The 24,069-nt window shown below is 71.2% G+C and carries 18 protein-coding genes; 10 read left to right on the top strand and 8 right to left on the bottom strand.

Annotated elements, in window-relative coordinates; translation table 11 throughout:
• The first annotated feature begins 183 nt into the window (after window positions 1-183).
• Both ABH928_RS06345 and ABH928_RS06340 read left to right on the top strand, forming a co-directional pair.
• Complete coding sequence (locus ABH928_RS06345; RefSeq protein ID WP_370062916.1) at window positions 184-1,083, top strand: cyclopropane-fatty-acyl-phospholipid synthase family protein; 900 nt, start codon at window positions 184-186, stop codon at window positions 1,081-1,083.
• A 55-nt stretch (window positions 1,084-1,138) separates the two neighbouring features.
• Entirely contained in the window at window positions 1,139-2,299 is a 1,161-nt protein-coding gene (locus ABH928_RS06340; protein WP_370062914.1) for a hypothetical protein, read from the top strand.
• Window positions 2,300-2,355: 56 nt separating this feature from the next.
• Here the strand turns inward: ABH928_RS06340 and ABH928_RS06335 are convergent, their stop codons facing one another.
• From ABH928_RS06335 to ABH928_RS06315, 5 genes are read right to left on the bottom strand one after another with little or no spacing between them, the layout of a single operon-like run.
• Entirely contained in the window at window positions 2,356-3,882 is a 1,527-nt protein-coding gene (locus tag ABH928_RS06335; protein ID WP_370062912.1) for a cytochrome P450, read from the bottom strand.
• On the bottom strand, window positions 3,879-4,529 hold the full coding sequence (locus ABH928_RS06330) for an ATP/GTP-binding protein (protein ID WP_370062910.1): 651 nt from the start codon (window positions 4,527-4,529) through the stop codon (window positions 3,879-3,881). The genes ABH928_RS06335 and ABH928_RS06330 overlap by 4 nt, the downstream gene beginning before the upstream one ends.
• Window positions 4,510-4,890: a DUF742 domain-containing protein gene (locus tag ABH928_RS06325; RefSeq protein ID WP_370062908.1), complete on the bottom strand. Its 381-nt coding sequence runs from the start codon at window positions 4,888-4,890 to the stop codon at window positions 4,510-4,512. Before ABH928_RS06325 ends, ABH928_RS06330 begins: the two co-directional genes overlap by 20 nt.
• Window positions 4,887-5,294 (bottom strand): roadblock/LC7 domain-containing protein, encoded by a 408-nt coding sequence (locus tag ABH928_RS06320; protein WP_370062906.1) that lies wholly within the window; start codon window positions 5,292-5,294, stop codon window positions 4,887-4,889. Before ABH928_RS06320 ends, ABH928_RS06325 begins: the two co-directional genes overlap by 4 nt.
• Complete coding sequence (locus tag ABH928_RS06315; protein WP_370062904.1) at window positions 5,291-7,039, bottom strand: ATP-binding protein; 1,749 nt, start codon at window positions 7,037-7,039, stop codon at window positions 5,291-5,293. Before ABH928_RS06315 ends, ABH928_RS06320 begins: the two co-directional genes overlap by 4 nt.
• A 642-nt stretch (window positions 7,040-7,681) precedes the next feature.
• Here ABH928_RS06315 and ABH928_RS06310 point away from each other — a divergent pair.
• The gene (locus tag ABH928_RS06310; protein WP_370062902.1) at window positions 7,682-7,984 is read left to right on the top strand and encodes a putative quinol monooxygenase; all 303 of its coding nucleotides are present in this window, start codon (window positions 7,682-7,684) and stop codon (window positions 7,982-7,984) included.
• A gap of 213 nt (window positions 7,985-8,197) precedes the next feature.
• Here ABH928_RS06310 and ABH928_RS06305 read toward each other — a convergent pair whose 3' ends face one another.
• Window positions 8,198-8,584: a hypothetical protein gene (locus ABH928_RS06305; protein WP_370062900.1), complete on the bottom strand. Its 387-nt coding sequence runs from the start codon at window positions 8,582-8,584 to the stop codon at window positions 8,198-8,200.
• 674 nt (window positions 8,585-9,258) lie between these two features.
• Here ABH928_RS06305 and ABH928_RS06300 point away from each other — a divergent pair.
• Both ABH928_RS06300 and ABH928_RS06295 read left to right on the top strand, forming a co-directional pair.
• Entirely contained in the window at window positions 9,259-12,768 is a 3,510-nt protein-coding gene (locus ABH928_RS06300) for a choice-of-anchor D domain-containing protein (protein ID WP_370062898.1), read from the top strand.
• Window positions 12,769-13,016: 248 nt separating this feature from the next.
• Complete coding sequence (locus ABH928_RS06295) at window positions 13,017-13,235, top strand: hypothetical protein (RefSeq protein WP_370062896.1); 219 nt, start codon at window positions 13,017-13,019, stop codon at window positions 13,233-13,235.
• A 37-nt stretch (window positions 13,236-13,272) separates the two neighbouring features.
• Here ABH928_RS06295 and ABH928_RS06290 read toward each other — a convergent pair whose 3' ends face one another.
• Complete coding sequence (locus ABH928_RS06290; RefSeq protein WP_370062894.1) at window positions 13,273-15,516, bottom strand: FUSC family protein; 2,244 nt, start codon at window positions 15,514-15,516, stop codon at window positions 13,273-13,275.
• Between the two features lie 332 nt (window positions 15,517-15,848).
• On the opposite strand from ABH928_RS06290, the gene ABH928_RS06285 reads away from it, so the two are divergent.
• The 5 genes from ABH928_RS06285 (at window position 15,849) to ABH928_RS06265 (ending at window position 23,166) form a co-directional block, all read left to right on the top strand.
• The gene (locus tag ABH928_RS06285; protein WP_370062892.1) at window positions 15,849-17,450 is read left to right on the top strand and encodes a serine hydrolase; all 1,602 of its coding nucleotides are present in this window, start codon (window positions 15,849-15,851) and stop codon (window positions 17,448-17,450) included.
• Window positions 17,451-17,592: 142 nt separating this feature from the next.
• The gene (locus ABH928_RS06280; protein WP_370062890.1) at window positions 17,593-18,420 is read left to right on the top strand and encodes a sulfurtransferase; all 828 of its coding nucleotides are present in this window, start codon (window positions 17,593-17,595) and stop codon (window positions 18,418-18,420) included.
• 52 nt (window positions 18,421-18,472) lie between these two features.
• Window positions 18,473-20,137: a DUF1416 domain-containing protein gene (locus ABH928_RS06275; RefSeq protein WP_370062888.1), complete on the top strand. Its 1,665-nt coding sequence runs from the start codon at window positions 18,473-18,475 to the stop codon at window positions 20,135-20,137.
• Between the two features lie 135 nt (window positions 20,138-20,272).
• On the top strand, window positions 20,273-22,111 hold the full coding sequence (locus tag ABH928_RS06270; RefSeq protein ID WP_370062886.1) for a glycoside hydrolase family 15 protein: 1,839 nt from the start codon (window positions 20,273-20,275) through the stop codon (window positions 22,109-22,111).
• A gap of 275 nt (window positions 22,112-22,386) precedes the next feature.
• Window positions 22,387-23,166, top strand: a complete 780-nt coding sequence (locus ABH928_RS06265; protein WP_370062884.1) for an SDR family oxidoreductase — start codon at window positions 22,387-22,389, stop codon at window positions 23,164-23,166.
• Window positions 23,167-23,194: 28 nt separating this feature from the next.
• Here the strand turns inward: ABH928_RS06265 and ABH928_RS06260 are convergent, their stop codons facing one another.
• A complete protein-coding gene (locus tag ABH928_RS06260) occupies window positions 23,195-23,962 on the bottom strand; it encodes an SOS response-associated peptidase (RefSeq protein WP_370062882.1) in 768 nt (255 codons plus the stop codon).
• Window positions 23,963-24,069: the final 107 nt, after the last annotated feature.

The following is a 24,069-nucleotide window of genomic DNA, read 5'->3' as shown; positions in this document are numbered from 1 at the left end:
GGCGCGACTCCCGGTTTCGCGCGGGGGCCTTTGCGCCAAATCCGGTCGGTTAACGGCCAAGTGCTGTCCGAATATGACCGGGGCAGCACAGCCCTGGTGCAGGTTTGTGCAACAACTCGTTCCGCATGGCTCAGTTCAGGGGTGGTTTTCGTGGACAACGGGTTCACTCGTGGTTCTGGTGCCTTGGAGACTCTGGAGGACTTCGGCGGTGCGACCCTCGAGTTCGACGCCGCGCAGGTGCCCCTCTACTACGCGTCCAAGACGCAGGCCATCATCCACAAGTACGGTCCGGGTCCACGGATCCACTTCCACGTGGGCCTCTTCGAGAGAGGCGAGACACCGAACACCTCCGTGGCGCAGGATGTGATCCGAAGACGCCTGGTGCGATCACAGGAGGCCATGGTCGAGCGGGCGGCCTGGCTGTGGGACGTGGCGGACCGAACCCCCGAGACGATCCTGGACGTCGGCTGCGGACTTGGCGGCGGGGCGATCCTGTGGGCGCAGCGCTACGGGGCCACCGTGACCGCGCTGACGGTGGCCGGTGAGCACGTACCTCTCATCCACCGGTTCGCTGACGCCGCACAAGTGGGCCACCTGGTGCAGCCCCGGCTCGCGGACGTTCACGAACTGCGCGACGTGCGGTGCTACGACGCCGCCGTCGCCTTCGAGAGCTCCGGCTACATGGACCGCGCACGCCTGTTCCGGGTGATGGCACAGGCCCTGCGCCCCGGCGGCTGGTTCGGCGTGCAGGAGCACTTCGTCCGGCGACCGGAGTGGACCGGCTTCATCGACGGCTACTACCACACCCGGCTCGGCACGCTCACCGAGTACATCACCGCCGCCCGCGAGGCGGGCTTCGAACTCGAGCAGGACGAGGAAGTCACGGATCGGGTCGCGGAGTTCTGGCTGCAGAGCATGGCCTGGTCGACGCTCGAGCTGGATCGTGTGCGCGGGAGCTCGGGCGGCCCCGTGGCCGAGGAGCGACTGACCGAGTCCGCGCTCACCCACGGCACGTTCTACCGGCTGTGGCGGGACCGGGGCATCGAGACCCGCATTCTTCAGTTCCGCCTCCGGGCGGCCTGACGTGGCGTGGCGTCGACTCCTGGGGCAGGAAGCGAGGCAGGAGGCGCGGCCCGCCGTGGAGCGTCCGGGACGCGGCGGCCGGGTCCCTGCGATCGGGTGGGAGCTGCCGCCGTTCTGGTGTCCCCTCACGCCTGCCAGGTTCCGCGACACGACCGGTCTCGAAGCGCGGGCGATGGCCTGGGCGGACGCGCACGGCCTGTACCCGGACCAGGTCGAGCGGGCTTGGGGACAGGCCACCCACAGCACCGACTTCAGCTGCCGGATCATCCCCTACGCGGACGAGGAGCGGCTGCTGCTGTTCATCCTCTGGAACCACTGGGCGTTCGCCCTGGACGACCTCGTGCACGACACCGGGGAGGCCACCACCCGGGCAGCCGCCGTCACAGCGTTCAACTCCCGTGTCGCGCGCGGGCTGGAGACGCCCGGCGCGGGTGGGGTCTCCCCGGGGCCGCTGTCCGAGGCGTTCGAGGACCTGGTGCGGCGCACCCGCGCGGCCCTCGACCCCTGGGAGTTCCAGCTGGTGCGCGAGGGGCTGCGGGACTGGCTCTTCGGCGCGGCCTGGCAGGCCGGCAACACCGAGCGGGCCGTCATGCCGGATCTGGAGGACTACGTCGCGATGCGTCCGTCGGTCAACGGGACGCGGTTCTCGCTGGCGTGGAGCGTCCTGGCCCAGCGGATTCCCGTGGGGCCGCTCGAGCTGTACGACGACCGGGTGCAGACGCTGACGGACGTCGCGGGATTCGTGGTCAGCTGCGACAACGACATGTTCTCCTACGCCAAGGACGACGGCCAGGACCGGCCCGAGCAGAACCTGGTGAACGTCCTGGCGCACGCACGCGGGTGTCCCCCGCGGCTCGCGGTGGCCGACGCCCGGGCGCTCCGGGACCGGGTGATGGGCCTGTTCCTGCGGCTGCGCGCGCACGTGGCCGCGGACGCGAGCCCGGCACTCGGGCGGTATCTCGACGCACTCGGCCACTACGTCGTCGGCAGCATCGGCTGGATGAACGAGGCCCCGAGGTACGCCAGTCCGCGCAACCGCAACCCTGTCCCCGTCGCGGGGGTGACCTGGGGCATCCGCTGGAGCAGCGGGCCCAGCGACCCCTCCCCCGAGCCGCCGCCGCTGCGCGCGATGGCCTGGTGGTGGGCGACGGCGCGAGCTGAGCGACGGACCGGGGGTTCGAACGGGGACGGGATGTCGGCGGCAGACCTCAGGTGACCTGGGTCAGCGCTGCGTGATCGGATGCGTGATCACATGCGTGATCGCATGGGTGATCATCGACTGAGCAGCCGGATCAACAGCGCGCGGAGCCGTCCCGGCCGGCGTGCCGGATTCTCCCCGGTCGGCGCGGCGTCCACGCCCGGCCTCGGTGCGGATGCCTGATGCACCTGCCCGGCGCCGCCGCCCAGGTCGGGCGTGACCGTGGGCGCGGCGTCTCCCTGGCCGACCCCCCAGGCCGGCGCGGGTTCGGGAGTCCGAGTCGAGCGCACCATCGACGGGAGGGAGAACTCCACCGGAAGCGCCGTGAGATGACGTGACATCAGGGACGAACGCCAGCGCAGCTCCGCCTCCGGGACCGCGAGCTGAAGGTCGGGCAGCCTGGACATCAGCGTGTCGATGCCGGTGTCCGCGATGGCTCGCGCCATGTCCTGACCTGGACACTCGTGCGGGCCGCCACCGAACGCCAGGTGGGAGCGGTTGCCGTGGACCGGTGTGGTGGGGTCGGGTCGCACCGCCGGATCCATGTTCCCGGCGGCCAGGCCGAGCAGCAGCATGTCGCCCTGGGCGATCTGCTGGCCGCCCAGCTCCGTCGGGCCTGTCGCCCACCGGCCCAGGATGGTGGTGAACGGCGGCTCGTCCCACAGCACCTGCTCCAACGCGTCCGGCAGGGTCATCTGGCCGCCGGTCAGGCTGGCACGGAAACGCTGGTCGGTCAGGGTCAGCCGCAGGGTGTTGGTAATGAGGTTGGCGGTGGTCTCGAACGCCGCGATCAGAACCAGCCGCAGGTGCTGCACGAGTTCGTCGGTGTCGAGCCCGGCGGGGTGAGCGATCAGCCAGGAGGCGAAGTCGGGGCCCGGGGTCTGCCGCTTCCGGTCCACGAGCTGCTCCAGCGCGGCTGCGACGTACTGGTAGCTGGCCACGGCCGTCTCGGTGCCCTGGATCATGTCCCGGGCGGCGGTGACGATGCGCGGGCCGAACTCGTCGGGCATCCCCAGCAACTGGGTCAGCACCAGCATCGGCAGCGGCTCGGCGAACTGGCCCACCAGCTCCGCCGTGCCGCCGTCGCCGAAGGCGTCGATGAGCTGGTCGGCGAACCGGGTGACGTGCCGCCGGACACCGCGCCGGTCGAACCGGGCCAGGCTGTCGGTGACCGCGGACCGCAGCCGCTTGTGCTCGGCGCCGTCGGCGAAGTTGCACAGGGGCTGCCAGGCCGCGATCGGGGTGAGCGGGTGCTCGGGGCCCAACAGCCCCTCCTGGAAGGCGTGCCAGCGACGGGAGTCGCGGGAGAAGCGGGACGGAGTACGGGCCACGTCCAGGTTCTCCCGGTGCCCCAGCACGAGCCAGGCAGGCAGCCCGTCCGCGACCAGGACGGGCGCGACCGGGCCGTGCTCGGCGCGCAGCTTCTCGTACAGACCCATCGGGTCGGTCTCGGCCTCGGGCCCGAACAGTAGGCGCAGCGCGTCCGGCGTCAGCCCGGCGACCGGGCAGCCACCGGATGCTGCCCCGGAGGGCGGCGCGGTCGGCGCCGGGCCGCTCGGGTGGGCGTCGGGGACGGCCCCGTCGGCAGCGGAGAGAGTCACGTGAGCTCCAGAGCGGTCGTGAGCGAGTGGAGGTAGTGCATGAGTGCGAGCAGTACGTCGCGCCCGGAGTCCTGGGCGCGCGCGTCGCAGGTGACGATCGGGACGGCCGGAGGCAGGTCCAGTGCGGCGCGCAGGTCCTCGACGTCGTAGCGGGGGGACTCCGGGAAGGCGTTGACGGCGACGACGAACGGCACGCCGCGTTCCTCCAGGCGCCCCAGCACGTCGAAGCTGACTTCGAGCCGCCGGGTGTCGACCAGGACCACCGCGCCCAACGCCCCCTCGAACAGGCCGCCCCACAGGAACCAGAACCGCTCCTGGCCGGGCGTGCCGAACAGGTAGAGCACCAGCCGTTCGTCGATGCTGATGCGGCCGAAGTCCATGGCCACGGTGGTCCGGGTCTTGGTGCGCACCCCGCTGGGGTCGTCGACCCCGGCACCGGCCTGGGTCATCGTCTCCTCGGTGGTCAACGGCCGGATCTCGCTGACCGCTCCGACGAACGTGGTCTTGCCGACGCCGAAGCCGCCGACGACGACGACCTTCACGGCGGCGGCGGCCGTGTGCGGCAGCAGGTCCTCACGGCGGGGCCCACCGGTTTCCTGAGCACTCTCGTGCCCGAAGCCCTCGGGCTCAGAGCCTCTGTAGTCCATTGATCACTGCCTCGAGCAATTCGCGGTCGGGTAGGACGGCAATCGGAACCGGCCCACGCACCTGGACGCCGCCGCGGCCCTGCAGCTCCGCCAGCAGCACAGTGATGACGCTCACCGGAAGGTGCAGGTAGGCGGAGATCTCCGCGACGGACAGGGGGGTGGTGCACAGGCGCAGAATCGCCGCCTGCTCCGGCGGGGTCATCGGGTCCGGCCCGGCCTGGGTGACGACGAGTGAGACCAGTTCGATCGACCTGTGGCCCGTCGACGCCGACCGGCCCCCGGTGATCACGTAGAGCCGCTCCGGGGTCTCCTCGTCCCACAGGTCGGGGCCGGGCGGCCCGCCGTGGTGCTGGTCGGTCATCCAGCCGACCCGTCGACGCGCGGCGGTGTCGTGAGGTGCTCGCCGATGCGGGCGACCAGGTCGCGCATCCGCTGACCCATCAGGCCGGCGTCGACGCCCTCCTCCGCGAGCACCGCGAGGTAGGCCCGTTCTCCGGCCGCCATCAGGTAGAAGAAGCCGCCGGTCATCTCGATGACCACCATGCGCATCCTGCCGTCGCCCTGCGGGAGTTCGTCAGCGACGGCCCGGGCGAGGCTCTGCAGTCCGGCGCACGCGGCCGCGAGGCGGTCGGCGGTGTCGTCGTCGGTGCCGTACTGGGCCATCCGCAGTCCGTCGGCGGAGAGCACCACCACGTGCCGGGTCTGCGGGACGCTCTCAGCGAGGTCGCGGAGCAACCAGTCCATGTTCGATCGCTGAGAAATCATCCGAGGTCACCCCGTTCGCGCGCACCTGTGTTGTCCTCGCTGTCACCTCCGCTGGCGCCGGGTCGCGGCCCGGCTCCGGCGCCCGGGCTGTGCCCCGGTTGATCGCTGACGCCGCCTTGGAAGGCGGACAGCCACAGTCCCGGCTGGACGCCTTCCCGCTGTTCCGGCTGTTCCCGCTGTTCCGGCTGTTCCCGCTGTTCCGACTGCTCCGGCGCAGCCGCGTGTCGGGCTCGGCCCGCCGCACCGGTCACCGGGGCGGGGCTGCCGGTCAGGTCGGCACGGAGCGCGCGGCGCCGCCGCTGTGGCAGGCCGGTCGCAGGCACCGGCGAAGACTCCCCGGCGGGTAGCGCCTGGGCCGACAGGGAGTCGGGAGCGGGGGCTCCGAGGCCGAGGGCCTCCGCACCGGCGATCCGCGCCTGGGCGGGCACACCGTCGGTACGCACCGAGCCGAGTGGCGCGGGTTCGGGCCGCGGAGCCCCGGCGGACCGGAGTGACGGCGCGACAGAACGTTCGCGCTCAGGCAGCGACGGCCCGTCCCAGCCGGGGCGCGAGCCGGAGGCCGCACCGATGCCGTGCGCCACGCCGGTGCCCGGCGCGCTGGTGATCTGACCCTCGGGAACGATCAGCACCGCCCGCACGCCGCCGTAGGCGGAGGGGCGCAGTGACACCTGGAACCCGTTGGCCTGCGCGAGCCGGCCGACCACGGCCAGCCCCAGCCGCGGCGTCTCTCCGAGGTCGTTGAGGTCGATGCCGGCCTGCGCCTCCCGCAGCATCCGCTCGGCCCGGGCGCGCCCTTCCTCGCTGAGGCTGAGCCCCCCGTCCTCGATCTCCACGGCGATGCCGCTCTGCACCTCCGCCGCCGTCAGATGGACGCGGGTGTGGGGCGGCGAGTACCGGGTCGCATTGTCGAGCAGCTCCGCCAGCGCGTGGATCAGCGGCTCGACGGCGGGGCCGATGACGGCCACCTCGGAGACGGGGTGCAACTCGACCCGTTGGTAGTCCAGGATCCGCGACATCGCGCCACGCAGAACGCTGTAGAGCGGCACCGCCCTGCCCCACTGCCGTCCCGGCCGCGCGCCGCCAAGGACGGCGATGGAGTCGGCGAGCCGCCCGACCAGCGCGTTGCCGTGGTCGAGCCGCAGCAGGTCGTCGAAGACGGCGGGGTCCTCGCCGTGCCGGTCCTCCATGGCCCGCAGGTCCTGGGCCTGCCTGTGCACGACGGCCTGGACGCGCCGGGCGATGTTGACGAAGGCTCGCTGCGCGGACTCGCGCAGCGCCTCCTCGGCGTCGACGGCCTCCAGCACCGTCCGCAGCGCGACCTGCGCGGCAGCCTGGAACTCCGGGGTGACCGTACCTTCGGGAGCGGCGGAGTCCTTCAGGATGTCGTCGATGAAGTCGCCACGCTGGATGCGTTCGACGGCCCTGGGGAGCAGTCCTTCCGCCAGATAGAGGAGTTGAGCCTCCTGCGCTTCCAGTCGGCGGCGTGACAGTTCCTCCCCCGCCAGCTGCCTTCTGCCGAGTTCGGCCAGGTCCCGCCGACGCCGGGCGACCTCGGCCGACAGGGCCGCGACCACCAGGGTCGAGAAGAGCCCGCAGCCGAGGACCACCCACCTCCCGTCTCCCGGCACGAAGGCCGACGAGCCCAACGAAGCGAGTGCGACCGCAACGGCGGACAGGAACCAGGGGTTTGGGGAGGGGGCGGTCAGGGAGTGTCCATCGCCGGGCGAGGAACCAGCACGAACCATGGGGGTCCTTGGGAATCGAGGAACGGCATGGTCATGCACCCGTCACTGCGATCCGCAGACGGCACACAGGCATCGGGGCATGAGTCAGCGGATCCCCCGTACGCACTGGGCGTACGTCCCAGTGGGCCACCGAGAGCGCTGACACCATCTCGGGCCGCCCAGCAGCATAGTGGCGAATCGGGAGGCAAGTGCCAGATCCATATGCTTGGGCCATACGGGGTGTGACGCGGCGTCACTTCCAATAGGATGCCAAACTGGACTGTGCCGCAAGCTAGTTGAAGCTCCTGTCACGAAGCGGTGCCCTTGCGCGTCTCGTGGGCGTCCGCAGGCCGACCGTGCAGTTCAGGCGGCCTTGCGGTATTCGCTGAGCACACCCCCAGGCCGGTCGCGCCAGCGTATGTCCAGCTCGATCCGGCGCGGATCGAGCGGCCCGGAAGTCACCCGAACGGGTACCGCGGGCAGGGACCGGAGTCCCACCGGTGCCGTTCCGACCTCGTTGGCGGGCCGCTGTTGGTCCGATCCGGCGGACCAGCCCCGCCGCAGAGCGCGGCGCACCGTCCAAGCCTGCCGCGCGGCGTACCGTCGGCAAGCAGCCCGGGCCCGATACCGCCGGGCAGCTGCCGACGCCGATGGAGCGCATGTATGACCTCACGGCTGGGCCTGCTGGCCCGCATCGACGCACGCCCCGAACACGCCGACAAAGTCGAGCAGTTGCTCACCGACGCCGTGGACCTGGCACGCCAGGAGAGCGGCACCGTGACCTGGTTCGCCTTCAGACTCGGACCCGCGGCCTTCGGCATCTTCGACACCTTCGCCGACGAGCAGGGCCGCGACGACCACCTGAGCGGCCCCATCGCCGCAGCCTTGGGCGACGCCGCGCCCTCCCTGCTCGCCACCCCGCCGCACATCGACCGCATCGACATCCTGGCCTCCACCCCGTTGTAGCCGCCACACCTGCGCCAGCCCCGGGGGTTGCGAGCGCGGGCGACCAGCGCACCCAAAACCGTTCGGGACGCGCGCAGTGAACAGCAATGGGTCCAAGACCCACTCCTGCACACTGAAGAGGAACGGTGTGAGACCCAACCAGTGGAGGTTCCAGATGTCCGAGCTCACACCGCACGCGTAAGTGACGGCTCCGACCGCACGGGCCGGGCACCCTCACCGGGCCCAGTCGCCGTCCCAGCCGGTCCCGCGGCGCTGCTCCTTCGCCGCCTTGCGCGCGGCCGCCATTCCCGGCGACATGCCGCGGTACGTCGTCCTGTCCTCGCGCCACTCGCGCACGGCGGCAATCTCCATCGCATGGGTGGAGTTGGGGTGCGCGCGTCGGTACGCCGCGAGCCAGGCGGTGAACTCGGGGGACGAATCCGGCGTGCCCGTGCCCGTGGGCGTAGGTGCCGGTGCCGGCGGAGCGGCCGATGCGGTCGGACGGTACGTCGGCGGGGGCGCCGGGCGCGGTTCCGGGCGGCGGAGCGCCAGGGCGATCATCAGCGCGAAGAACAGCACAACCGGCGCCAGCACCAGCCCCAGCACAATCCACCCGACCACGCGGCCACCTCACTTCTCTCGGCCCAGGCATACCCACACAGTCCGCGCACAGTCCGCGCGCGGTCCGAGCCTCCCGGGCGGGCGGCCCTTGCACTCGACCGGGCCCGGATGCCACTCACGTGCCCACGTAAACGGCTTGCGCGGATAGAGCAAGATTCCGGCACTGCTTGCAGCAAACGATGCGGCCGTCAATTCATGCCCGACACCGGCTCAAGCGTGGCGCACGGGACCCCAGCCACAGGGCTCGACCAGGGAACACGTCGCGAGCGCCGCAGTGGTTCCGGCCCCACCGCCTACCTCATGGCTTTTCATATCGCCGCAAAAAACTGGCAATTACAGCGAGAGATATTGCGCAGAGGTGTCGTGGGGATTACGGTTCCAGCCGCGCAACCGTCCCACCTGCTCCCCCTGCCGGACCTTGTCATGCCCGTTTCCGCATCACCCCGTACGGCGTCATGCCCGTTTCTGCGTCATGCCCGTACTGCCTGGTGTCCGTTGCACGGCATCGCTCCGGCCGCTCCGCGCCTGGCACGTTCCCACCCAGGACGTGCCGGACGACCACCCCTTCCGGTTCCAAGGAGCACCTTTTGTCCAAGCTGATACGCACGCTGAGACGCGCTGCGGCAGGGGTCGCCAGTACGGCGCTCCTGACGGGCGCCTTCGCTCTTGCGCCGATGACAACGCCGCACGCGTTCGCCGCCACGCCGGTCGCGACCGGCGGGAGCGGCGCGAGTCTGCCCTACGCGGAGGTGCAGGCGGAGAGCTCGCCCACCAACGGCACGGTCATCGGCCCCAGCTACACCCAGGGGCAGCTCGCCGACGAGGCCTCGGGCCGCAAGGCGGTGACGCTGGCCGGCAACGGCAGCGGACAGTACGTCAGTTTCACCACGCCGGTGGCCACCAACTCGATCGACTTCCGCTACTCGATCCCGGACAGCTCGGACGGCTCGGTCTACACCGCGCCGCTCTCGCTCTACGTCAACGGCGTCAAGCAGAGCGACTTCACGCTCACGAACGCCTACAGCTGGTACTACGGCAGCTACCCGTTCACCAACACGCCGAGCAGCGGGAACCCGCACCACTTCTTCGACGAGGTGCACCGGCTCTTCAACACCACCTATCCGCAGGGCACCACCTTCACGCTCCAGGTGGACTCCGAGGACACGGCCTCCTCCTACAGCCTCGACTTCGCCGACTTCGAGAACGTCGGCCCGGCCCTGACCCAGCCCGCGGGCTCGGTCTCGGTCACCAGCGAGGGCGCTGACCCGACCGGCGCGACCGACTCCACAAGCGCCTTCAACGCCGCCATCACCGCGGCCGGAGCCGGCGGCGCGGTGTGGATCCCGCCGGGGACCTACGACATCCCGGGCCACATCAGCGTCAACAACGTCACCGTCGCGGGCGCCGGCATGTGGTACTCGACGGTCACCGGCACGGCGCCCGGCTTCTACGGCAACTCGGCGCCGAACCCGAGCACCGGCGTGCACCTGCAGAACTTCGCCATCCTCGGCAACGTCCAGGAACGCTGCGACAGTTGCCAGGTCAACGGCATCGGCGGCGCGATGTCGAACTCGACGGTGTCAAACCTGTGGATCGAGCACATGAAGGTCGGCGCCTGGATGGACGGCCCGATGGACTCGCTGACCTTCAGTGGCATGCGGATTCGCGACACCACCGCCGACGGCATCAACTTCCACGGCGGGGTCACCAACTCCAAGGTGACCAACAGCGACATCCGCAACACCGGTGACGACGGCATCGCCACCTGGGCCGACTCCGGCATCGGCGCGGACGCCAACGACACCATCTCGAACAACACGGTCCAGCTGCAGATGCTGGCCAACGGCATCGCCATCTACGGCGGCCACGACAACACCGTCACCGGCAACCTGGTCGAGGACACCGGGGTCACCCAGGGCGGCGGCATCCAGGTCGGCCAGCGGTTCACCTCCACCCCGGTCGGCACCACGACCATTTCGAACAACACGCTGATCCGTGACGGCGACCTCGACCCGAACTGGCAGTTCGGCGTCGGCGCGCTCTGGTTCGACGGCAGCCAGGGCGCTATCACCGGCCCGGTCAACGTGACCAACGACCTGATCGAGCAGAGCCCGTTCGAGGCCGTGCAGTGGGTCGAGGGCACGATCAGCGGCGTCAACCTCAACACCGTGACCATCAACGGGACCGGCACCTTCGCGCTGCAGGAGCAGACCGGCGGCGCGGCCACCTTCCAGAACGTCACCGCCACCGGGGTCGCGCAGACCAACGCGGGCAACGCGCCGAGCTACAACTGCGAGGGCACGGCCTTCGCGATCACCGACAACGGCGGCAGCTCCGGGATCAGCCCGACCCAGTGCAACGGCTGGCCGACCCCGGTCTACCCGCCCTATCCCCCGACCGGCGTCACCGCCTCCCCAAGCGCGCTCGGCTTCGGCTCCCAGGCGACCGGGAGCACCAGCACCGCGCAGACGGTGACGGTGACCAACCCGACCTCCGGCGCCGCGTCGGTGTCGTCGATCGCGGCCACGGGCGACTTCGCCCAGACCAACACCTGCGGCGGCTCCATCGCGGCGGACGGCTCCTGCACCGTCAGCGTCACCTTCTCGCCGACGGCGACCGGAAGCCGCACCGGCAGTCTCACCGTCGACGCGGGAGGGGTCACCAACACGGTCGCGCTGTCCGGTACCGGAACCGCCCCCGGGCCGGTGCTCGGGGCGAGCCCGGCCGGACTGACCTTCGGCGATACCGCCGTCGGCGCCACCGCCTCGGCGAAGGCGGTGACGATCACCAACTCCGGGACGACCTCGGCCTCGGTGTCCGGGGTGTCGGTCAGCGGTGACTTCACGCAGACAAACAACTGCGGCACCATCGCCGTCGGCGCCTCCTGCACGGTGAACGTCGGCTTCGCGCCGACCGCGGCGGGCACCCGCACCGGCACCTTGACCGTGACGAGCAACGCCAACAACTCCCCCACGACCGTGGCCCTCAGTGGGACGGCCGCCGACAGCACCACCGACATCGCCGCCGGGCAGCCGGCGTCGGCCAGCTCCAGCAACGGCTCCTACGTCCCGGCCAACCTGACCGACGCCGACCCGAACACCTACTGGGAGAGCGCCAACGGCTCCTTCCCGCAGTGGGCGCAGGTCGACCTCGGCCAGAACTGGAGCGTCGGCAAGATCGTGCTGCGGCTGCCGCCCTCCACGGCCTGGGGCGCGCGCACCGAGACGCTTTCCGTGCTCGGCTCGACCGACGGCACCAACTTCTCCACCATCGTCGGCTCGGCGGGCTACAACTTCGACCCGAACGCCGACAACAACACCGTCACCATCCCGTTCTCGGCGACCACCGCCCGGTACGTGCGGGTCGACATCACCGCGAACACCGGCTGGGCGGCGGGACAGCTCTCCGACTTCGCGGTCTACCCGAGCGCGGGCGGCGGCTCCTCGACCGCAACGCTCTCGGCGGCCCCGACCTCGCTGAGCTTCGCCGGACAGGCCGTCAACTCGACCAGCGCGGCGCAGTCGGTCACCGTCACCAACACCGGTTCGGCCGCCGCGTCGATCTCCTCGGTCACCACCAGCGGGGACTTCGCGCAGAAGAACACCTGCGGCAGTTCCCTCGCCGCGAACGCCTCCTGCACCGTCAGCGTCACCTTCACCCCGACCGCGGCGGGCACCCGTACCGGCAGCGTCGGCGTTACCGGCAACGCGTCCGACAGCCCGCTGACGATCGCCCTGACCGGGACGGGCACCAGCACCGCCCCGACCAACCTCGCGCTCAACACGGCGACGAGCGAGTCGAGCAACACGCAGAACTACGTCTCGTCCAACGTCACCGACGGCAACCAGGCCACCTACTGGGAAAGCGCCAACGGCAGCTTCCCGCAGTGGGTACAGGCCGACCTCGGCTCGGCGCAGAGCGTCAGCCGCGTCGTCCTGGAGCTGCCGAACAGCACGGCGTGGGCCGCGCGCAACCAGACGCTGTCGCTGCTGGGCAGCAGCGACGGCACCAACTTCACCACCGTCGTCGCCTCGGCCACCTACACCTTCGACCCGAACGTCAACAGCAACACGGTGACCATCACCTTCCCGGCGACCACCGAGCGGTACTGGCGGGTCGACATCACCGCCAACACCGGCTGGTCCGCCGGTCAGCTCTCCGAGTTCCAGATCTTCAACAACTGACCTGAGGACAACGAGAGAGGCCAGTAGGACGGGTGCCACCGCGGGAGCCTCCAGCCTCCCGCGGTGGCACGCCATGTTCCTGCGCCCTGTGGCGGAGCCGACCGGTCCGATCGGCTCCGCGGCCCGGTCCCCCCGGAGCGGGGCCTGCCGAGAGCTGTTCGGGTGACCCCCGCGCCATCCGGGATGCCGCGTCCCTCGGCCTGGAACACCTGTCGGTGGACCCCTGCCACGCTCCCGGAAGGATCCCGATGCCCGACGACGAACTCACCCGCTTCCTCGCCGCTCTCAGCCCGGCCAGCCGCGCGAAGGTCCGTACGCAGCCCAGCGCGCGACAGCGTGAACTGGCCGAGGCCTGGGAACGGGAACTGGTCGAGGACACCGATCTGGACACGCTCGACGAGGTGTCCCCGGTGGCGGCGGAGGACGAGGCTGCCGAGCGGGTGGTACGGGACCACCTCGACGGATAGCACACGGCGCACCGGCCACGGACCGGACCGGTCCGGGTCACGCGGGCGGTCTCTGCTGCGCCGCGGCGGCGAGGCCGGGCTGGAGGCGGCGGGCGACGTCGACGTGGTCGCCGGTCCAGATGACCCGGACGGCGGTCGCGGTGGCCTGGCCCTCACGGTCGACCAGGTCGGTGCGGACGGACTCGACGAGCCGGGCGGCGGACTCGGGACCCAGCGGGACCGCAGCAGGCACCGGTGTGAACCCGTCCAGGCTGGCCGCGAGACCGTCGTACCAGCCGGTGACGCGGGTGGCCGTGCCGAGGATCGCCCGGTGGGCCTCGGTCTGGTCGGCCCCGGTCTGATGGGCCTTGGTGCGGACCCGACGGCAGTCCCGCCAGAGCGAGACGACCGCGTCCGCGGCCAGCCGTAGCCCGACGACGCCGGTGACGAGGGTGGTCATGTCGGCCAGCGACAGCGGCTTGGCTCCTCGCTCGGCCAGGTAGCTGCGGAAGGCGTCGTCCAGACGTCGCGCGGAGGCCGCCGCGTCACGGCTCTGCTGCGTCGGCTCTCCGGGTGCGGGCGTGGCGGGTGAGGTCTCGTAGTGGCCCAGCGCGTAGGCGACGGCTCCGGAGAGGTAGCGGGCGCTGTCGCGGTAGGCCTGCGCGAGCGCCCGGTCCACGGCGGCCGCGGCGCCGCGCGGCCAGAAGAACAGGGCGACGACGATGCTGACCGCGCAGCCCAGGGCGATGTCCTGGACGCGGAGCAGGACGATGTGCCAGTCGGGGTTCTGGCCGATGTTGAACAGGATCACCAGGGTGACGGTGAACGCCGCCTGCCCGGCGACGAACGAGATCGCGGCGGGCGCGATGCCCGCGACCAGGATGGCCACCGGCAACAGGAACCACAGCACCGTGCCGTGATGCCCGATCAGCTGCAGCAGCCCCGCGCCGACGATCGAGCCGATCACCGTGCCGAGTACCGCGCGCATCGCGTTCTGGCCGGTGTTCAGAGCGTTGGAGCGCAGCACGGACAGGGTGCCGAGCAGCACCCAGAACGAGTGCTGAACGCTGGTCAGGTCGGCCAGCAGGACCGCGATGCCGAGCCCCGCCGCGCCGCGCATGCTGTTGTGCAGCCAGACCGAGCCCCACCCGAGATGTGCGGACGCCCGCTCGCGGGCCGCGGCCAGCGGAGCGGTCAGCGCGTGCGGCTCGCGGCCCAGCAGCCGGTCGGGCCAGCCGCGCTGCCAGGCGGTGGCGGCCAGGTCGACGTTGCCCGCGATCTGCAGCACGGCATAACCGAGCTCGTGGGCGCGGAAGGAGAAGTCGAGCGTGGCGATGAATCGGTAGACCTCCGCGGCGCCCTCGCCGACCGGGCGCTCGACGGGCAGCCGGACCGTGGAGCTGTCCTCCATCGCACCCATGACGACCCGCAGCTCCTTCATCCCGTCGCGGAGCCGGCCGACGTCGCCACGTGGGTCGGTGAGCAGGTCGGCGGCACTGTCGAGGACCTCGGCGGCGGCCAGGCGCACGCTCAGCGCGGCCGGATCACAGGCCGGGGACTCGTCGGTGTAGGCGGGGCGGTCCGCGAGGACCGTGCTGAGCCAGGTGAGCTCGTCGACCAGGCGGACCAGTGTGCGCGAGCTGGTGGACAGTCCGGTGGGTCGGTAGGGGGTCGCGTCGAAGGCCCTGCGCAGGTCGGCGCTGGCCCGGGCGGCGCGGTCGGCCACGGCGTGGCACCGGTCGGCGCCCGGCCGGGACGCGGGCGTGCCCAGGCGGGCGGCGTCGGTGCGCAGCCGTTCGGCAGCGGCCCGGCAGACGCGGGCGGCGGGCCCGCTGAGCGGATCGACCACGGGACGCGGCCACAGCAGGGCGACCGCCGGCAGCGCCGCCGCTGCCGCCAGCCCCGCGCCCGCGAGCCGGTCCGGCAGTTGGGACAGCGGTACGGGTGTCGCCACCGGCAGCACGAACCCCAGCAGCAGGGCCGTCGCGCTCCCGGCCAGCACCGAGCTGACCACACCGGAGAAGAGCACCGCGAAGGCGACCACGACGGTGGTGAGGACGGCGAGCCAGATCCGGTGCGCGACCAGCGTGCCGAGGCAGATGAGGACCACCCAGGCCACGGCCAGTCCCGCCTGCGCGCGCAGCCGCTCCACCATCGGGCCGGAGAAGTCGACCAGCAGCAGCATCGAGAAGGACCCGAAGGCGGCGAAGCTCGCCATCGTCGGCGAGTGCAGCACCTGGGTACAGAGCGCGAACAGCCCCGGCATCACGACCGCGGTCCGCCCGGCCCGCCGGGTCGCCACGAGCCCAGGGTCGTGCGCGCGCAACCATCCCGTCAGCCGCGACCCCGGCTGCTGCTGCGGCACGCGCCGGGACATCCGCACCTCCCGTGGTCCTGGTCGGCGGACACGCTGACGGCGGCCCCTGACGCCGCCCCGAGCCCACCACCCATATGGGGGCATGCGCCCGCCGCCCGCAACACCACCGGGTCGACGGCCCGGCGCGCGCCATCGCCCGTCGCCCATCGATCACATGGCGTGATGGCCTGCTCGGCTGCGGTGGCGGCGGACGACGAGGGAATGCACCGTCGATCCATGCGGGCCGACGGTACGCGCCCCTGATCCGGAGCTCGGGGATGCGACTCTCACGACTTCTTGTCTCCGCCGGCGCCGTCACGGCACTGGCCGTCCCCGGCGTTCTCTACGGATCGCGCGACGTCGCGGCACCTCAGCAGGGCACGACCTCCCCCGCCCCCGCGCCGCCCTCCCAACAGCCGCCGCAGCTGTCGCAGGCTCAGGTCTCCGGTGCGCTGGGGCAACTGGACGGTGTGGTCCAGGACGCGATGCAGCACACCGGAGTGCCGGGTGTCGCCGTCGGAGTCGTCTACCAGGACAAGACCGTGTACGCGAAGGGCTTCGGCGTCCGCGAGGTGGGCAAGACTGACCGGGTCGATCCGGGCACGGTGTTCCAACTGGCCTCGATGTCCAAACCACTGGCGTCCACCGTGGTGGCGCAGGCGGTCGGGCGGAAGGTCGTCGGCTGGGACGACCCCGTAGTGGCCCACGATCCCGGCTTCGTGCTCAAGGATCCCTATGTGACCGCCCATGTGACGATCGCCGATCTGTTCTCGCACCGCAGCGGACTGCCCGACCACCCGGGCGATCTCCTCGAGGACCTGGGGTACAACGGGGACTACATCATCTCGCACCTGCGCATGGAGCCGCTGTCCCCGTTCCGCGCCAGTTACGCCTACACCAACTACGGCCTGACCGAGGCGGGCAATGCCGTCGCGGACGCGGCGAAGACCACCTGGCCCGACCTGGCCGCCACCAACCTGTTCCAGCCCCTCGGCATGAACCACACCAGCTACCGGCGCTCGGACTACGACCAGGCCGCCGACAAGGCGGCCGCCCATGTCCAGGTCGACGGGCACTGGCAGCCGTCCACCACCGAGAACGCCGACTCCCAGGCCCCGGCCGGCGGGGCCAGCTCGACCGTCGACGACCTGGACACATGGATGCGCCTGCAGCTGGACAACGGCTCCTACAACGGCAAGCAGATCGTCGACCCCGCCGCCCTGGACCAGACCCGGATCCCCCACAACATCGCCAGTCAGCCGCGGGCCCCCGGCGGTGAACCCGGCTTCTACGGTCTGGGCTGGAACGTCAACTACGACCAGCTCGGCCGGCTCCGGCTCAACCACTCCGGGGCCTTCGATCTGGGCGCGGCCACCACCGTCACCCTGCTGCCCACCGAGCAACTGGGCATCGTCGTGCTCACCAACGGACAGCCGATCGGAGTTCCCGAGGCGATCGCCGCCGCCTTCTTCGACATCGCCCAGAACGGCGGTCAGACCGTCGACTGGCTCAGCTTCTACCTCGGGCTCTTCCAGGCACTGAACAACGAGGGCCACTCCCCGACCGACTACGCCAAGCCACCCGCGTCCCCCCAGCCCCCCAAGGCGAGCAGCGCCTACACCGGTAGTTACAAGAACGACTACTACGGGGCCGCCACCTTCACCGTCGCCGGAAACGGGCAGCTGGACCTGGTGCTCGGTCCGAACAAGGAGACCTTCCCACTGACGCACCACACCGGAGACACGTTCAGCTACCGCACCCGCGGCGAGAACGCCGTCGGCCTGTCCGGCGTCACCTTCCACACCGGCGCCAACGGCGCCGTCGACTCCGTCACCGTCGAGAACCTCGACACCACCGGCCTGGGAACGTTCACCCGCTGACGATGCAGCATCAGGATGTCGGCGTTTGACGCGAGCGGTTGACGGGGGTCTGCTGGAAGGGCCACCGTCCGCAGGACAGCGCGGGCGCCGCAGGCCTGGTCAGGCCCAACGGAGCTGTCCGGTCGGCGGAAGGGAGCCGACGGTGAGCAGGACGCAGTCTCTGGTGGACGTCGAGTGGGTGCTGCGACACCTGGACGATCCGCAGGTCGTGGTCGCGGAGGTGGACGAGGACGTCACCGCGTACGACAAAGGCCACATCCCCGGCGCGGTGAAGCTCGACTGGAAGGGCGACCTCCAGGATCCCGTGCGACGTGACTTCGTCGACCGCGAGCACTTCGAGCAACTGCTGGCGGACCGCGGCATCACCCCCGAGCACACCGTGGTGCTCTACGGGGGCAACAACAACTGGTTCGCCGCCTACGCCTACTGGTACTTCAAGGTCTACGGCCACGAGCAGGTCCGCCTGCTCGACGGCGGTCGCAAGCTCTGGGAACTCCAGTCGCGCCCCCTGAGCGACGAGGTGCCGAACCGGCCGCGGACCGGTTACGCCGCGAGCGAGGCGGACAGCTCCATCCGGGCCTTGCGGCAGGAGGTGCAGGGTGCGATCGGCCGCAAGAACCTGATCGACGTCCGGTCGCCGCAGGAGTTCTCCGGCGAGCTGCTCGCCCCGGCCCACCTGCCGCAGGAGCAGGCCCAGCGCGGCGGGCACATCCCCACCGCCCGCAACGTCCCTTGGTCAAGGGCGGCCAACGACGACGGCACCTTCCGGTCGGACGAGGATCTGCGGGCGCTGTACCAGAAGGCCGGGGTGGACTTCGACCGCGAGACGATCGCCTACTGCCGGATCGGCGAACGCAGCGCGCACACCTGGTTCGTCTTCCACGAACTGCTCGACCACCCGGACGTCAAGAACTACGACGGCTCGTGGACCGAGTGGGGCTCGATGGTCGGCGTCCCGATCGAGAAGTAGCGGGCTCAACGGCGCGGGCCCAGGGACACGGGCCCGGAAACGAGGGCTGGAGATGACTGGGCCGGTCGCCCCCGGACGCCGTCGGCAGGCAGCCGCGGTGCCTGCGGCGACCGCGGGTACCGAGATCGCCGGGACCGTGGAGAGCGACGGCCGCCCGGTGGAGGGCGCCTGGGTGCGGCTGCTGGACCCGGCCGGCGAGTTCGTCGGGGAGGTGGTCACCTCCTCCGCCGGCGCCTTCCGCTTCCATCTCACCCCGGGACCGTGGGTGCTGCGGGTGCTGTCGCCGCGCGGCAGCGCGGAACTGCCCGTCGAGGTGCAGCCCGGCCGGGTCGAGCAGGTGCACATCCCGCTCTCCGCCCAGTGGCCCGGTCAGTTGGAGGTCGTCCAGATCGCCACGCTCAGCCTCGGCAACCGCAGCTATCTGATCTCCGACGGCAGCACCGCCGTGGCGGTCGACCCGGAGCGGGATCTCGAACGCATCACCACCGTGCTGGACGGGCGCGGCCTGCGACTGGGCGCGGTCCTGGAGACGCACCTGCACAACGACTACGTCACCGGCGGCCTGGAACTCGCCCGTGAGTGCGAGGCGGACTACCTCGTGCCTGCGGGCCCACGGCTGGGCTTCGACGCGGTCCGGGTCGCCGACGGCGAGGACTGCGCCTTCGGCGAGCTGGACATCCGCGTGATCGCGACACCCGGCCACACCGACCACCATGTCGCCTACGCCTTCGCGCCTCGGGGCGGCGCGCCGCGGGTGGTCTGCACGGGCGGTTCGCTGCTCTACGGGACCACGGGCCGCACCGACCTGATGGGCGCGGAGCTGGCCGAGCCGCTGGCCCACCGCCAGTACCGGTCCGTGCTCCGGCTGGCCGAGATGCTCCCGGACGACACCGAGGTGCTGCCCACGCACGGCTTCGGCAGCTTCTGCGCCGCGTCGCCCGCCAGCGCCGTCGACCGGTCGACCATCGGCCGGGAGCGCTCGGCCAACGCCGTCTTCCGGCAACCGGAGCCGGAGTTCGTGACCCAGGCCTTGGCCGGCCTCGAGCCCCCTCCCGCGTACTACCCGCGCATGGCTCCGACCAACGCCGCCGGTCCGGCGCCGACCGCGGGTCTGCCGCTGCCGCCGAGCGCCGGGCTGCCGGAGCTGGCCGAGTGGATCGCGTCGGGAGCGTGGGTGGTGGACGTGCGGCCCCGCGCCGACTTCGCCCACACCCATCTGCGCGGCACGCTCAACTTCGACGTGCGCGGCGCTCTGGCCACCTACCTCGGCTGGCTACTCCCGGCCGACACCGCGCTGGTGCTGCTGGCCGAGGACGAGGAGCAACTCGCCGCTGCACGGCGGGAGTTGCTACGGATCGGGATCGACCGCCCGGCCGCCGTCGCGGTCGGCTCCCCCGCCACCTGGGCGGGCCCGCGCCGGCTGACGTTCTACCCTCGCGTCGACTTCACGGCGCTGGCCGCAGCGCGTGCCGACCGGCCGGTCCAAGTCCTGGACGTGCGCGGCGACCGGGAGTGGCACTCGGGCCATCTCCCGGACGCCCGCCATGTGCACCTTCCCGAGCTGCCCGACGCGATCGCCGACCTCCCGGAGGCGGAGTACTGGATCCACTGCCGCAGCGGATTCCGCGCCGCCATCGGCGCCTCACTGCTCGCCGCCGCAGGGCGCGACGTGGTACTGATCGACGACGTCATCGACCACGCACACCTCACCCGGTGACCCCGGGGAGACGAGGCTGTGGCCCGGCCGAGTCCGGTCCGTACGGCTCCGCCGGGCCACAGCCTCGGGTGGCGACCTACCATGAAGGCTGAGGCTTCGTCTCCGGGCCCACGCCACCGTGGCTGGGAGGTCGGCATGGCGTTCGACACGAGTGGTTTCGCACAGGCGGACGACGGCCGCTACACGCCGATCGCCGAGCACGGCCTGATCGGCGATCTCCGTACGGCCGCGCTGGTGGGTACGGACGGCACCATCGACTGGTACTGCTCCCCGCGCTTCGACGCACCCAGCGTCTTCGGCTCCATCCTCGACGCCGAGCGCGGCGGGTCGTTCCAGCTGGCCGCAGACGTCCCGACGCGCACCCGGCAGTTCTACTTCCCGGACACGAACGTGCTGATCACGCGGTTCTTCGCCGCCGACGGCGTGGCGGAGATCCAGGACTTCATGCCGGTGACCGACGAGTCGGCCGGAGCGGTCGAGGCGGCCCGGCACCGCCTGATCCGGCGGGTGGTCTGCGTCCGGGGAACCCTTCCGTTCCGGGCGCGGATCGCTCCGCGCTTCGGCTACGGCGCCGAGAAGCACACCCTGCACCTCGACGGCCACGTCGCGGTGTTCCGCTCCCCGTCGCTGACGCTGGCGCTCACCGCCACCACACCCCTGGAGGGCGACGGGGTGGACGTGTGGTCGCGGTTCAAGCTTCTCGAGGGCGAGTCCCACGTGTTCGCGCTCGACCAGATCGGCGACGACGTCCCGACCCGGTCCTGTCCGCGCGCCGAGGCGCAGGAGCAGGCCGAGGTGACCGTCCGGTTCTGGCGCCATTGGCTGGCCCGGTCGCGGTACCAGGGACGGTGGCGCGAGATGGTGCACCGCTCGGCGCTGGTCCTCAAGCTCCTCACCTACGCGCCGACCGGAGCAATCGTCGCCGCACCGACCACCAGCCTGCCCGAACAGCTCGGCGGGGAACGCAACTGGGACTACCGGTACGTGTGGGTCCGCGACGCCGCCTTCTGCGTCTACGCGCTGCAGCGCCTCGGGTTCAGCTCGGAGGCCGAGGCGTTCATCGGATTTCTCTGCGACCGCATGAGGGTTGGTTCCGCGGCCGGCCCGTTGCAGATCATGTACGGGATAGACGGACGCAGCGAGCTGCCGGAGTACGAGCTGCCGCACCTGGAGGGCTATCTCGGCTCCGGACCGGTCCGGGTCGGAAACGCCGCCACCGGCCAGCTCCAGCTGGACATCTACGGAGCCATGATCGACTCCATCTACCTGTACGACAAGTGGGGGCAGCCGATCAGCAGCGACGGCTGGGAGAAGGTCGGCGCGGTCGCGGACTGGCTCTGCGACCACTGGGACCAGCCCGACGAGGGAATCTGGGAGACCCGTGCGGGCCGCAGGAACTTCGTGTACTCGCGGCTGATGTGCTGGGTGGCGCTGGAGCGGGCGATCCGGATGGCGAACCGCCGCGGTCTGCCGGCGGACCTGCCCCGCTGGCGGCAGTCGCGCGACGCGATCTACCGGCAGATCATGCAGCGCGGCTGGTCGACCGGGCGCAGGGCGTTCGTCCAGTCGCTGGACGGCAGTGAGCTGGACGCCTCGTTGCTGATGATGCCGATGGCCAAGTTCGTCTCGCCCACCGACCCCAAGTGGCTCTCCACGCTGGACGCCCTGAGCACGGACCTGGTCTCCGACTCGCTGGTCTACCGCTACGACCCGACCAGCACCCCGGACGGTCTGCACGGCCCGGAGGGCACCTTCTCGATCTGCTCGTTCTGGTACGTGGAGGCGCTGACCCGCGCAGGCCGACTGGAGGAGGCCCGGCTCGCCTTCGAGAAGATGCTCACCTACGCCAACCACCTCGGCCTGTACGCCGAGGAGATCGGCCCGACCGGCGAGCAACTCGGCAACTTCCCCCAGGCGTTCACGCATCTCTCGCTGATCAGCGCCGCCTTCAACCTCGACCGCGCACTGGGCTGACGCGACCCACCGAAGGTTCGGCAGGCGGGCCACGGACCGTCATCCCCAACGCCCCGGCACGGGCCGCGCGGTCACTGAGCAGAGAGGGCCGACCAAGCCGACGCGTTCGCCCGATCTGGTGCTCGATCTTCACGTACAGTGCAGCAAAAGGGTGTTCTGATCGGTCGTCACACACTGATCCGGAACACCTTCGTCGCTTCGGCGGCGCGGAACTTCGGATTCACTCGGGATCGGTCCTGGCTTCGACCAGGGCGCCACGGAGGGGAGAGTCGCTCGTGGGGGAACTGGACGGCAAGACGGCACTGGTAACGGGTGGATCGCGCGGGATCGGACGCGCGGTCGCCTTGCGGCTCGCCGCCCAGGGGGCTCTGGTCGCGGTCCACTACGGCAGCAACGACGCGGCTGCCGCAGAGACCGTAGCGCTGATCGGCAAGGCCGGCGGGCGGGCGTTCGCGGTGCAGGCCCGGTTCGGCGAGAGCGGTGCGGTGGACCGGGTGTTCGAGGGGCTGGCTGCTGGGCTGGCGGACCATGACGCGGACGGCCTGGACATCCTTGTCAACAATGCGGGCATCCACTCGGTCAGTACGATCGGGCAGCTCACGGAGATCGAGTTCGAGCGGCTGCTGGCGGTCAACCTGAGCACACCGATCTTCGTGGTTCAGCGGGCGCTGCCGACGCTGCGGGATGGCGGACGGATCATCAACGTGGGCTCGGCGGCGACCCGGATCGCGAATCCCCTCCAGATCGGCTACACCGTCACGAAAGCGGCGCTGGCTGCTCTCAGCCCGTCGCTCGCCAACGAGCTGGGTGGGCGCGGGATCACCGTGAACACCGTCGAACCCGGGGTGGTGTCGACCGACATGACCGCCGGGTGGACCGGTGTCCCCGAGGCGATGGCCGGACTTGAGTCGATCACGGCGCTGGGACGGATCGGCGAGCCGGAGGACATCGCAGATGTGGTGGGCTTCCTGGCGGGTCCTCAGGGCCGCTGGGTCACCGGCCAGATCATCGACGCCTCCGGCGGCACCTACCTCGGCCCGATCACGGCCGGGTGAGCCACCACCGTCGCAACCCGCCTCGCTTCTAAGTCGACGGACTTGTCGACTCCTCGCCGCGCGCCGACTGATCGGGCGGGTCGAGCAGGTGGGGTCCGTCGTTGCGGACGTTGTTCACGGCCAGTGAGACCTCGCGGGCGCCGAGGTGTCCGGCGGCGGGTTCGGTCAGCAGGGCGCGGAGCTCGTCGGGGTCCTGGTGGGCGGGGTCGAGCCAGGCCTCGAAGCTGGCAGGCGCGACGGCCAGGGGCATGCGGGGGTGGACCCGACCGGCGGCGTCGGTGGCATCGGTCGTGATGATCGTGCAGGTGGCCCACCACGCGAGCGGGTCGTCCTCGTCCCGGGTCTTGTCGCGCCACCACTCGTACAGGCCCGCCATCGCCATCGGCGCCCCGTCCTCCGGGGCGATGAACCACGGCTGCTTGTACGCCTTCCGACCCTCACTCGCCGGTACGGCGGTCCACTCGTAGAAGCCGTCGGCGGGCAGCAGGCACCGGCGCTTCGCGAACGCCTTGCGGAAGGCGGGCTTCTCGTGGACGGTCTCCACCCGGGCGTTGATCATCCTCGCACCGACCGAGGGATCCTTGGCCCACGACGGCACCAACCCCCACCGCAGCGGCCGCAGCTCCCGCCCCAGCTCGCCGGTCTCCCGGTCGGCCCGGTCCAGCACCGCCCAGACGTCGTCGGTAGGAGCCACGTTCCACGACGGTGCGAGCGCCTCGGTCGGACTCCATCGGTCGACCTGGAACAGCTCCACCAGGTCCTCGGGCTTACGGGACGACGCGTAACGACCGCACATGAGCCCAGCGTGCCACGCGATCCGTCCAGCCGGACCGCGCGACGCGAGGCGGGGCGGGGCGACGCAGGGTGGGGCGACGCACGGCCGGGCGACGCACGGCGGGGCGG

This window comes from Streptacidiphilus sp. MAP5-3, from assembly GCF_041262505.1.
Classification (GTDB): domain Bacteria; phylum Actinomycetota; class Actinomycetes; order Streptomycetales; family Streptomycetaceae; genus Streptacidiphilus.
Note: the sequence above shows the minus strand (reverse complement) of the source record. Positions and strands in the feature narration are given on the sequence as shown.